Origin of the sequence: Aliivibrio sp. EL58 (genome assembly GCF_900312675.1) — a bacterium.
Lineage (GTDB): Bacteria > Pseudomonadota > Gammaproteobacteria > Enterobacterales > Vibrionaceae > Aliivibrio.
Genome location: NZ_OMPC01000001.1, coordinates 1096123 through 1108294, shown reverse-complemented (window position 1 = coordinate 1108294; position 12172 = coordinate 1096123). Strand labels below are relative to the sequence as shown.

9 protein-coding genes are annotated in these 12172 nt (G+C 37.0%); 3 read left to right on the top strand and 6 right to left on the bottom strand.

From position 1 onward, the window contains the following. Nucleotides 1–4: 4 nt before the first annotated feature. Together lpxL and ED622_RS04795 are read right to left on the bottom strand one after the other, a co-directional pair. Nucleotides 5–958 carry an LpxL/LpxP family Kdo(2)-lipid IV(A) lauroyl/palmitoleoyl acyltransferase gene (gene lpxL / locus ED622_RS04800; RefSeq protein ID WP_122032785.1) on the bottom strand — a complete coding sequence of 318 codons (954 nt, stop codon included), beginning with the start codon at nt 956–958 and terminating at the stop codon, nt 5–7. Between the two features lie 226 nt (nt 959–1184). Next, the gene (locus tag ED622_RS04795) at nt 1185–1967 is read right to left on the bottom strand and encodes a helix-turn-helix transcriptional regulator (RefSeq protein WP_122032784.1); all 783 of its coding nucleotides are present in this window, start codon (nt 1965–1967) and stop codon (nt 1185–1187) included. Nucleotides 1968–2219: 252 nt separating this feature from the next. Here ED622_RS04795 and ED622_RS04790 point away from each other — a divergent pair, with 252 nt between their 5' ends. Then, nucleotides 2220–3074 (top strand): hypothetical protein, encoded by an 855-nt coding sequence (locus ED622_RS04790; RefSeq protein WP_122032783.1) that lies wholly within the window; start codon nt 2220–2222, stop codon nt 3072–3074. A 33-nt stretch (nt 3075–3107) separates the two neighbouring features. Further along, nucleotides 3108–7196 carry a MoxR-like ATPase gene (locus ED622_RS04785; RefSeq protein WP_122032782.1) on the top strand — a complete coding sequence of 1363 codons (4089 nt, stop codon included), beginning with the start codon at nt 3108–3110 and terminating at the stop codon, nt 7194–7196. Between the two features lie 74 nt (nt 7197–7270). Here ED622_RS04785 and ED622_RS04780 read toward each other — a convergent pair whose 3' ends face one another. Both ED622_RS04780 and ED622_RS04775 read right to left on the bottom strand, forming a co-directional pair. Further along, a complete protein-coding gene (locus ED622_RS04780; protein ID WP_122032781.1) occupies nt 7271–7927 on the bottom strand; it encodes an NAD(P)H-dependent oxidoreductase in 657 nt (218 codons plus the stop codon). Between the two features lie 110 nt (nt 7928–8037). Continuing rightward, entirely contained in the window at nt 8038–9342 is a 1305-nt protein-coding gene (locus tag ED622_RS04775) for a GGDEF domain-containing protein (protein WP_122032780.1), read from the bottom strand. A 304-nt stretch (nt 9343–9646) separates the two neighbouring features. Here ED622_RS04775 and ED622_RS04770 point away from each other — a divergent pair, with 304 nt between their 5' ends. Beyond that, complete coding sequence (locus ED622_RS04770; RefSeq protein ID WP_122032779.1) at nt 9647–9847, top strand: hypothetical protein; 201 nt, start codon at nt 9647–9649, stop codon at nt 9845–9847. Between the two features lie 200 nt (nt 9848–10047). On the opposite strand, the gene ED622_RS04765 is transcribed toward ED622_RS04770, so the two are convergent. Beyond that, nucleotides 10048–10518 (bottom strand): DsrE family protein, encoded by a 471-nt coding sequence (locus ED622_RS04765; RefSeq protein ID WP_122032778.1) that lies wholly within the window; start codon nt 10516–10518, stop codon nt 10048–10050. Nucleotides 10519–11016: 498 nt separating this feature from the next. Beyond that, nucleotides 11017–12060 (bottom strand): GMP reductase, encoded by a 1044-nt coding sequence (locus ED622_RS04760; RefSeq protein WP_122032777.1) that lies wholly within the window; start codon nt 12058–12060, stop codon nt 11017–11019. Nucleotides 12061–12172: the final 112 nt, after the last annotated feature.

Below are 12172 nucleotides of genomic sequence, written 5' to 3'. Positions count from 1 at the left end.
AAGCCTAGTCATTAAGGTTTACATTTTTATAGCGATCACGTTCTACTGCATCATCTGGTAACGTTTTAAAGCGTTTGTGTAGCCACATCCATTGCGATACCCCTTTCTTTATTAATCGCTCAATCTCATGGTTCAGAACTTTAGCGGCAGAAATGGCATCTCGACGAGGAATGTCACCACTTAGATCATCTCCGACTTCTAAAGTATAGTTATTGCCTTTACGTAGACTACAACCAGACATCACCGCACACTTTGACATATCAATTAAAAAACTAGAGCCTGTCGTAGTTGCAGCGTCTTCTACCGCAAAAAATGGTACAAACACTGCGTTTTTCTTACCATAATCATGGTCAGGTAAATACCAAAGACGATTGCCAGATTTAAGAACTTTAATCATGCTTTTAACATCATGACGATCAATCATCTGATGACCTTTACGGGTACGACCGCGATGCTGAATAAACTCAAACACAGGGTTACTGTTAGCGCGATAAACTCCGTAGCCTGGAGCAAAAAGACTGAATATTCGAGCGGTCATTTCTAGATTTAAAAAGTGGCAACAAACAACTAATACTCCTCGCCCCTCTTTCTCTTGCGCAAGGATTTTTTCTTTACCAATAATAGAGACATGACGTTTAACTCGCCAATCAGGCCAAAACCACGCCATCCCCATCTCTACAATAGCTAATCCTGTATTTTGAAAATTCTCAGTGACTATTTTTTCTATTTCTGATGACGTGTAGTTTGGAAAACTCAATTTTAGATTTTTTCTTGCAATAATTGCTCGTTTTTTAAGTAACCCTTTAGAGAGCCTTCCCAAGCTAAATCCAATTGATTTTAAGATAGAAAATGGCAGTACATTGACTAATAATGCCAATACAAAAAAGAATATCCAAAGAAACCAATACCTTGGGGAAAGTAGTGCCCATGAGAACTTAGGGCTTGGAACTGTTTTCATCATTCAACCTTATAAAAATGATACTACCACCATTATAATACATAAAAGATGAAAATTAAGTGAAATGTAACTAAAACCAAATCAAACGGTTTGAACTGAAATTAGTATATAACCTCAGAAAACAAGAAATAACTTGGTAACATAATCGTGAGGTTAATTTTTCACTAAACATTATCATTTATATAAGTTGATCTGGCTCGTATTATTTATTCTAAATTATCATATCCTAGTTAGTGTCATCACAATTAACCGTTTCATATAATTCTTTTAATAAAATAGAGTCAATATTTATAAGCCCGTCAGAAAGGTGTATATAATTACCTGCTGTTACATTGAGTAATATATTCTTTCTAATTAACTCACTTTCTTTTGATTCTTTATTTTGAAAATGAAAATGTTGTACTTTCTCATAAACCATTTCTGAGATCTGATCTATTTGTTCTTGTGTTAAACAGACACGAGACATTCCAACCTCTGGTCTACAGTCTTGTGTTAACACTTCTAATCGTAATTTTTCAGTAAAAAGCTTATCGAGCTTAGATCCTTCAAAGAAAGTGTAATATGGCGGGGTTAAGAAACAAGGCATACCATCAGATCTAAGTTCTAGCAAACCCATAATTTCCAAGGCTCTCAAGTAGATATAGACACTTTGTTCAGTTAGCTTATTTTCTTGTGCAACCTCATCAACAGCTCGCCCTTTTACATGTATTTCATAGAAGAAATCATATAAATAGGGGTGATTAAAGAAAACCTCATCCAAAACTTCAGTTCTTGTTCCTTCTTCTCTATTATGAATATCTCGAGCAATTTGAGAGAGCTCTTCAATATTGGTATTTAATACGGTCGCATACTCCATTAATTTATCAATACCAATAGAGTTACTGTGAAAATGACGTTTCAACGTTGAAATAGGCACGTTAACCTTTAATGATAATTCATTATAAGTTAGATCATTTTCTTTTAATTTAACTCTTAATGCATTTAATAATAAACTTGCACAAAATCCCATAACTACTTCCTTGCTGTTATTTAACGACTAAAATTAACGTTACTTCATCTTGTTTAAAATTACCAGTTCAGTTTCATTTTTTGACGTTTGTGAACTCAAAATATAGACCGTAACCTTGATATTAATATAAGCAATTGCAGTACCACCCGAGAAAAGGTTACAAATATGTTACACCGTCAAGTTTATGACGGGCTAATTATAACACTAACTTTTGCTCATAGAAGAGCGTTTTAATTTACACGGAAGTCATTTATGCAGACAAATACAACTAGAAAATTACTGCTATCTCGCTTCATCGGCTGCACTCTCGTGCTAGTCCACCCTGCGTCAGCCGAAGAAACTACAGAAAAAGGATCTGAAATAACATCAGAAACAGAAGAATCAACAAGCTCATGGGGTGGTTCATTGTCCCTTGGATACGACAGTAACTTCTTTCAAGCGTCAGATCATCGTTCCAACAGAGCTTTATCATTTCATGGCTCACTATTCATGAATTTTTTAGATAACTACTCTTTATACACCAGTAGTGGTGGTTATCGTACTTTACAAAATGCAGAAAGTTTTTATTCAACGGACACCGTTGTCGGTCTCTCTCATTCATCATTACTGACTTTTGGTGATACTGGGAACGTCTCCATAAGCGGTCAATTTTCAATCCCGACATCACAAGCATCTCAAGACAGCTTTTTAAATACGGCATTTAGAGTTCAAACACCTGTTTCATTCAAACTTGCAGATGTGGGAATAACCCTCGCACCAAGAATACGAAAAAACTTCCATCAATACACAACCTCCCCATCAGGTAACGTTAATGCTTCTTGGGGATTATCCCTCTTAGTTGCAGCAAACTATAGCTTTGGTAATGCCTTTGTCTCAGCGTCAGCACTCGGTGGTACTTCAATTAATTACAACGGGCGTTGGGCTGATGGTTACAGTTATGGAGGAAGCTTAAGTACCGGTTATAACCTTCGAGATGATCTCTCCATCTCTTTAACTCTCGCCTCTTCAGGTGTTTATGCAGATGCAGCACAAGGGACATTAGGCAGCTTTGATATTTTTGATGAAACCAAAGCAACCTACTCACTTGGCATGACTTACTCCTTTTAAGGAAGAAAAAAATAATAACAGGATGTGAACAATATGATATTTAGAAAACTAACTTTAGCCGCGGCGATTACCGCAACTCTATCTGGCTGTGCGCCTGAAGAACAAGAATACGATGCCCTAGATAAAGACGTAACCGAAGTTCAAGTTCAAGATCTTCGCCTTGATGGCCGTTGGTTCTATGCTCCAACAACCGGCGCTGCACCTCGTTTTGCCGTTACTCAATTTCCTTTTTTACAAGGTATGGGCCGTTATGTTGAACTTTGTTTTTCTGACGAAGGTCTAGAAGTTCGCGGTTATGACAACAACAACCCTGATCTCGTATTACCTAAAGATAAAAATGGATTCTGTTTACCACAAGACCAAAATAATATTGGTTCTGACGATCAAGTAAACTTTCCCCACGTAATGACCGTTCCAGGTAGCTACGCAAAATACCAATGTCGTGAAGACAACTATGGTGACTGTACTAACGTTGAAGAGAAAGATTCAGATCCCAATCTTGGCAATACCACTTTTAGAAACAACACCCACTTTACGCCAGATCCAGAATCAACCCTCGTTAGTGATCTTAACTGGGACGAATTGTATGGGACCAAAGATGGCTTAACGCCTCAAGGATCTCCAGAAGTAATCTCTTGGGAATTTGACCCAAAAGAAGGCGTGTTAAACTTTGAGCTTGAACAGACATTTAAGATCAACTTTGACAAACTATCTCGTTACATGGATTGGTCAGCAATGGAAGAAGAAATGGCGAAAGGGTCATTTAAAGCTCGCTTCTTTTATTCATTAGTTCATGAAAGCCATGTAGCATCTGAAGACTACAAACCTATTCTATATCCAGTAAACGATGAAAATGACATTGGTTTTTTCACCACAACAACGAAAAAGAAAGATCCAATCACTAATAAGTATGACTCAGTCACCTATTTAAATCGTTTTAATCCTACTAAAGGGTCGATCAAATACTATCTTTCGGATAACTTTTTTGAAGAAAAAAATAAACTGTTCCTAAACTCAACAATTAATACTGTTAATAAAATGAACGAAACATTGCGTTTACTTGAACCTAACTCAAGCAAACCAATGATTGAAATTGCCAATAAAAATGAAGCAGCTGGCATTCATTCGGGCGATTTACGTTATAACGTGATTAATCTTGTCGATGAGCCTCTAGATAATGGTTTATTAGGCTATGGTCCCTCTATTGCCAACCCTGTAACCGGAGAAATAATTAAAGCCCATGTAAACCAATATTCAGGTGTTGCTCGTACTGGTGTGCCTTACTACTGGGACAACATGGCGCGTTTATATAACCGCGGTCAATTAGAAATGAACGGTTTACCTCCCGTAAATGAAACCCCGTCAGTAGCTCAACGTGCTGAGTTGCAAACAAACAAGGCAGTGAGTGAATTTCTACAAACCAATCACGCAGATCATAATCACGTAACCCCATCTCTTGGTGAGCAAGATGTGATTGAGTTTTTGGCACAACAGCGAATTCAAAACAAATTTAACCTATCACCGACAGAACTAACTCAGGTTCATGATGATATGGATCTAGAAGATATTGTACGAGCTGAAGAAAAACGTATCGCTTTTTGGAGTGAAAATAACGTCTACCCTATCGAAGCATCATGGGTATCATCATCAAGCAAAGCGGTAATTGACAACTTACCACTGACTGATGAAGGTTACTTCACAAACATTACCGATGCTGAAACAGGAGTCGTCACAAAAACACTAAAACCATGGGCTCTACTGCCTGATAACCTACAAGCGATTGCAGCAGATGCGATTACAGTAACTACGTATGCGAATACTCTTGTTCATGAGCTTGGCCATAATGTCGGTTTGCGCCATAACTTTAAAGGCTCAAATGATATTGACAACTATTTAACGTTTGAACAATCTCGATTACTTGGTTTGAGTAATATTCCAGCATACAGCTCTACTATGGATTATGCCCCAAGTATGCTTGATGAAATTCCAACATGGGGATTATATGATCTTGCAGCATTTAAGTTTGCTTATGGGAGAAAACTCGATTTAGTTGAAGCCTCTCCAATGACTGAAGAGCAACGATCGGCTGATGGTGGTGAAGCGGCTTATTCAAATTCGTTTTACAGTCAATACGGATCAACAGTTGAAAATGAATCCCTTATGGTTTGTGCCGAACAATCTCCAGTTCTTAATGAACAAGGAGAGCCAACAGGCCAATCGAACTATACTTGTGACTTTTCTCGCTTAGATACCGCCGCACTTAATGGCGAGCCACTTGCTGAGCACGGTGTTCTTTATTACCTTGATGATGTATTAGGCCTATCACGCAAATCATATGCTTTTTGTACCGATGGCAATGTTTCTCTAAATAGTGATTGTAATCGCTTTGATGAAGGAACAAACCTACAAGAGATTGCCACCTATAAATGGCAACAATATCTTGATAGTTACGACTCTAGAAATGCGGGATTATACCGTGATGGGATCTTTAACTCTGATTATCCTTCATACATTATCCGTCGATTCCGTGAAATGAATACAATGCGCGATATGATTGAAGACAACGAGCGTATTGATGAATTATTCCATGATTTTGGTGATGCGTCTCCATCAGACAAACCGACTGCGTTCTTACAACAAGTCGCTGCCAATCCAAGTTCATGTGTTTACACCGAAGACCGTAATGCAAGAGCAAGTAATTCATGGTTATGTGATTATGCTTATGGTGCTAAAAAAGCGTCTGAGTTTTTCTTAGACATTCTAAGAACACCTGAATCACAATGTATTATTACCGATCGCACAGGGACAATGCGTAGTATTTCTCTTGGTGAAACACTGTCTGCACAAAGTTATAAAATCCCAAGTAATTATGATATTACACAAGCAGACTGTTTTGATGACGTAGCAAAACCAATTATAGAATCTTTACACGGTGCAACGGAAATTCATGCAAAATCAATTAACTCAAAGTTCTTAAACTCAGTAGGTTCATTTGACCCTGCGAACCCATACTCAAATGCCGTTTCAGTACTTGGTATGTGGCCAGACAAAGGATTAGCAAGTTATCAATTAGCTCGTCGTTATTCTTTACGTTACACCGATGAAGGTGCATTTGCTTCATTGCTCGATTTACCAGGGGTAAAAGCAGAATACGATGCAATTATGGCGCACCTAGTTGCCAAAGAATCGCTAACTAATGCGGTTGAGTTTGTAGATAGTACTAATGTGGCTTATGAACCAACGATTGATGTAAATCTGCACGTGACTCAACTTATTGAATCATTACCTCCTCTACCAAAAGGGATTCTAAATTTTTATGGGTTAAGCAGTTACGCTCGTACCGATATGTCTAGCATGATCTTGTCTATGGGCACAAAACAAATGCAAACAGAAGACTATACATTTGCAGAGACGGCTTTAAAGCAACGTAATAGTTTAAGTAAGCAACTTGATCAATATGATTTACTTGGTGGTGATGCTTTAACGGTTTCAATTAGCGGTATTAACTATACAATCACTAAAGATAACGCATTAGCGGACCGTGTAGCCTCTAAACTGTTTACTAGTGAGGGTTATACAGCCAAAGTTGCCCTTGATAATACGTCATCTGAAACCTTAACGAATGTTCTCAATGCGTGGCAACCCGTTGCTGGTTTTCAATCAACATTCCATACACCTATTCTTGCTTTGGATGCGCCATTTATTGAATTGATTATTAATTCATATAAAGCACAAATTGCCTCAGGTGAGATTGATTTAAGCAATGGTATGAATAATCAGATATTTAACGCAGTAATTAATGGTGTTCTATCTCAACCTGATGTTATTTATGACTTAGAGGCGGGCACTGTAACGTCGAATACAGGTAAAGAGCATAGTATCAGCAGTGTGATTTCTATCATTGATTATACAATGGCGTACGTAAATGCTAGCCTTGATGCGACACTTCTTTCTACAAGTTACGCTCTGTATGATGGCTTTACTGGAGCAAATGAAGCGGACCAATTTGCTTGGACACTAACATTAGAGATGATTAAAGCATACCAATCAGGTGATTACATTAACATGGTAGGTCAACACTATGACACCTTGCGTAAACTGCCAGTGAAAAAAGTTTATTAACCTTAAATAAACAGCCTTAAAAACAAAAAGCCAGCTATCACGCTGGCTTTTCTTTATCCCAAAACAATAAGAATCTAAAGAATCGTAATCACATCTTCAAATGCTTTGCGAGACTTAGGTAAAGAGGCATTATAATCTTCACTTATATGATGATAACCAATCGCTAAAGCAACATGACACTCATATCCAGCTAATTCATCAGCAAAAATTTCACCTAATAACTGGCTATCAACCCCTTCCATCGTGGTTGAATCTATCTTTAAACGAGCCAACGTATGCAGTGCATTACCTAAAGCTAAATAGGCTTGTGGCTTCGTCCACGCTTTATGTTGGCCTTCTTCATCACAATTTAACTCTACGAATTTAAATGAACCAAATGCGGCTTCTTTTTGTTCTTCTGTAATACGAGTATCGGCAACGGCTTTATTTAAAACCACTTCATAATCATCACGAGTGTATTTTAATTTATGTGCAAACAAGATCACATGAGAACACGCTTTGATATGAGGCTGATTAAACTGATGCATATTGGCAAAGGAATCATGCATACGCTGCTTGGCTTTATCAGACTCGATTACCACAAACTTCCATGGCTGAGAGTTAATGGATGAAGCTGATAATCGTAACGCCTCAAGTAATACCGCAAGATCATCTGCCGATACTTTCTTGCTCGGATCGTATTTCTTAGTTGTATAACGGTTTTCTAAATCGCTAATGATCTCATGCTTCATATTCACTCTACCTATTCCTATTTAAATTCAATTAAAACGATACATATCCATTAAGAGCATTTTGGCACAGTCCGAAACACAAGTTAACTCCTTAGCCAAACCCCAGGTGGTTAATCTGCCATTGTGACTCTATTTCTACCATTTTCTTTAGATAAATATAATGCTGAATCAGCAAGTTTATAGGCTTCAGAAAACGACATATCTGCGTCAACAACACCACCAATTGATACCGTAATTGCTAACTTTTTAACGAGTTCTTTTTCAATCGCAGCTCTGATGTTTTCAGCTTTAACTTCTAACTGTTCATAGCTTAGTGACTTGAATGTGATCAAAAACTCTTCGCCACCCCATCTTATTGCAGCGTCTTTTCGGCGAATAGTACCTAAAATGCGCTCAGCAATCTCTTGAATAACATCATCGCCTTTTTTATGCCCATACGTATCATTAATGCGTTTAAAATGATCGATATCGATAATCAATAGAGCGTGCGTTCTCATTCTTTTAAGTCGTTTTTCATAAAAGTCACGGCGATAAAAACCCGTCATACGATCAAACTGCAATAAATATTTACGTCGATTATAATTCACTCGTAAAAAGAAAAAGCTTAATGCAAACAATATAGATGGAATGAGGATTTCTTTGAACACATCTACAAAACCTATTCCGAGGGTGATCTCATCCTGCTCAGAACAAGGTAAATACATTGATTTCTGATAAGTGTTACTACCTTGCCAGTTAATAACCGTGTTGTATTCCTTGTTAAATTTAGTCACTTTGTCGTAAAGTAAAGAGGCTTTAATATCAACCACAAGTAAGGAATCTAAATGCTTTTTATTATAGATAGGATAGAACATTGAACGGATAAGTTCGTGTGTTTCATCTTCTTTATACTTTTCCGTTAATTTTAAATTACATCCATAGAATGATTGATACGTAGCCCTAAGACTTTCTTTATCAACAATATCTTCAATTACATCCTTATTCCCTTCTTGATAAAACATTTCGTAGTTTTTTCGTAAAGGATCAAAATGGACATATTTCGATGGGTTTTGAAACACTGCGATAGTCCATAAATTATCACCAATCAACTTCTCTAACTCAGTACGTAATTTTTTGATACCAATAGAAAGCACTTTCACATTAGTGTCACTATTTACCACGATATCAACACCGTTTTTATAATAGCGACCTTTTTCTAATGAAACTGAATCAACATTATTATAGTAAGATGAAAAACGACGACTGATCGAATAAATACTTTTATAGTCATTAACTACTGCCCGTTCAAGCCGCGCTAAAGACACTGTATTAAATAAAAAATAACAAGCAAAAAACACACATAAGACAACAGCTAAGATCTTAAAGAAGATACGCATTTCACTGAAAATTTCGTTTGTTTTCTTTCTACTTGGCATTTACTTCTCATTGAAAAAAAGAATAAATATATAACAGCAAACCACATAATCAATCTTGTTATTTTACAAAATGAGACTTCATCTCAATTTAAAGAAATCAAACTCAGTTACCAAACAAAATCATTCATCAAAACCATACAAAAGCAACATTTCATTCACTACAATGACTGTGCTTTTTTTAATAAACTAATGATTATTAATAAATTACTACCTTGTCATTTAATTTCTGAGAGATCAGTTTATTTACTATAAAAAAATTTATGCTAGGGTTTAGAAGAATTAATCTAAAAGGAGTAGGATTGCCATGAAACCTGAATTTGTATACAACGTACCAAAAGAGCTAGGTGTGTCAGGTCAAGCGACAGCAGAAAGAGAAGCTGAAGAACTTTATTCTGAATTGTTGGGTAAAGGAGCACGCAACATGACAGAAATTAAAGTTGAAATAAGAGATTCAAACGTTATTTCAAGTTGGGTCATTGATGGTGAAAGGTACTATCATAATTAACATCCCCACCCAGTTATTTTTTAGATAAAACAGGGCCGCACGCAATAAGCAGCCCTCTATTTACTATTAAATAATAACTAAAAAATTCGCTTAAAACCAAATAAAAAACTTAGAACAAAATGGATATTAACCATTTTTTAGGACAATATCGCTAATATTTATTCAATTGCATTTCATCAGCAACATTAATTCGAGTTAATTTATAATCTAATTAAGATGTAACCTCTACTCTGATACTCCCTAATCATTACAGGGGCTCTATCAACAACCTTTATATGCTCTGCAAAATCATCCTTTTCATTCCCTCTCCAAGATGCATGAGTTGCGCATACCTCTACGGAAATACCATCATCGACAAGTGATTGAGTGAGCAAATGAATATTTCCTTTTGATTGTTCATTTTCTTTTAACAAAGAAAATTGTTCCGCTCCATGACTCACTACAGCAAAATCAATATTTGGGTGTCGATATTTTAATTCTTCTGAATAACGCTCAATAGTTTTAAGCACTTCTTCAAAATTTCCATCTTCCCACTCCATAACTTCAAAAACTACACCAACAGGGGGAGTATCGGACTCAATGATGTTAATTACTTGTTTATTCTCTAATGCAGCGGAAGTTGGTGCAATAAGTACAAGTATAAAACAAATTAGTTTCTGTAAAGATCTCATTAGATTATGCTCATTTACGTCTTAAAAAGAGCATTATTTATGCTATCAAAGGTAGTAACAACGCATTAATTGTTTCAAAGTTTAGTAAAAATCGAAAAAATATTAAAAAAAAGAGATCTATTTCTCAAGTATTTACGAGGCAATTTATTAATCATTTAAATATCAGTTCCTAAAATCTTATAACAAATATACTCCCAGTGTTCCTTCTTTATTACTACTACAATTTTCGCATAAATTTATCGTATTCTTGCAAGAGCGAACTAAGTGAACCTCAGGGCAGTTGTTTAAAAAATACTATAATCCGTTCGATCACAAAAAAACCTTTAAGCTATTTTTAAGTAACTCAGTAAATATGCATAATTACTCATATCTGAAGAATATGGAAAATGAAAATTTACTTATCTGTCGCCACTTTATCGCCACCTATCATTTTTAGACCAAAAAAAAGGCCGCTAAATGCGACCTTTCATTATTCGTTATTTCCGAAGTATCGAGCTATCACTCTTTACCGAAAACGTTGTTCTCTTGCTCTTGTACTCGGATGAAAGTAGTACGCTTAGTTAGCTCTTTAAGCTGCGCCGCGCCTACGTATGTACAAGTTGAACGTACACCGCCAAGGATGTCAGAAATCGTATTATGAACAGTACCACGGAATGGTAATAGTACGGTTTTTCCTTCAGCTGCACGATACTTAGCAACACCACCTGAGTGCTTGTCCATCGCGCTTTGTGAAGACATTCCATAGAATTTCATGAATTGCTTACCGTCTTGCTCGATAACTTCACCGCCCGACTCTTCGTGACCAGCAAGCATACCGCCTAACATTACGAAATCAGCACCGCCGCCGAACGCTTTAGAAACGTCACCAGCACATGAACAACCGCCGTCACCAATAATACGACCACCAAGGCCGTGCGCTGCGTCAGCACATTCAATGATTGCAGAAAGTTGTGGGTAACCAACACCAGTTTTAACACGTGTAGTACATACAGAACCTGGGCCGATACCTACTTTAACGATATCTGCACCAGCTAGGATAAGTTCTTCAACCATATCGCCTGTAACAACATTACCAGCAGAGATCACTTTATCTGGGAATTCAGCACGTACTTTTTCTACGTATTGAACTAAATGCTCAGAGTAACCGTTTGCGATATCAACACAAATAAAGATCAAGTCATCTGTTAATGCCATGATGTCTTTTGTTTTTTGGAAATCCGCTTCAGAAGTACCAGTAGAAACCATTGCGTTTTTAAGAACAGATGCATCGTTCTCTTTAACAAAGCCAGCCCAGTCTTCAACTGTGTAGTGCTTATGAATCGCAGTCATTACACCGTGCTCAGAAAGTGCTTTTGCCATAGCAAAGCTACCAACAGAATCCATATTAGCTGCAATTACAGGTGTACCAGACCATTGACGACCGCTGTGCTTAAATGTAAACTCGCGGGTTAATTCGACTTGAGAGCGACTTTTCAGTGTTGAACGCTTAGGACGAAACAGTACATCTTTGAAGCCTAACTTTAATTCTTGTTCGATACGCATGATAAATTCCTCGTATTATCGATAATGGCTCTACTATCTCTTGTTGCCTTTGGCAGAAGGCAGTTAACAAACCAAGATAGCAGGCACAAAAAAACCGGGGCGCTGGCAGGCG

Excerpts from the sequence above, each read along its gene's own strand:
- lpxL (WP_122032785.1), bottom strand. The coding sequence starts at position 958 with ATGAAAACAGTTCCAAGCCCTAAGTTCTCATGGGCACTACTTTCCCCA.
- ED622_RS04795 (WP_122032784.1), bottom strand. The coding sequence starts at position 1,967 with ATGGGATTTTGTGCAAGTTTATTATTAAATGCATTAAGAGTTAAATTA.
- ED622_RS04790 (WP_122032783.1), top strand. The coding sequence starts at position 2,220 with ATGCAGACAAATACAACTAGAAAATTACTGCTATCTCGCTTCATCGGC.
- ED622_RS04785 (WP_122032782.1), top strand. The coding sequence starts at position 3,108 with ATGATATTTAGAAAACTAACTTTAGCCGCGGCGATTACCGCAACTCTA.
- ED622_RS04780 (WP_122032781.1), bottom strand. The coding sequence starts at position 7,927 with ATGAAGCATGAGATCATTAGCGATTTAGAAAACCGTTATACAACTAAG.
- ED622_RS04775 (WP_122032780.1), bottom strand. The coding sequence starts at position 9,342 with ATGCCAAGTAGAAAGAAAACAAACGAAATTTTCAGTGAAATGCGTATC.
- ED622_RS04770 (WP_122032779.1), top strand. The coding sequence starts at position 9,647 with ATGAAACCTGAATTTGTATACAACGTACCAAAAGAGCTAGGTGTGTCA.
- ED622_RS04765 (WP_122032778.1), bottom strand. The coding sequence starts at position 10,518 with ATGAGATCTTTACAGAAACTAATTTGTTTTATACTTGTACTTATTGCA.
- ED622_RS04760 (WP_122032777.1), bottom strand. The coding sequence starts at position 12,060 with ATGCGTATCGAACAAGAATTAAAGTTAGGCTTCAAAGATGTACTGTTT.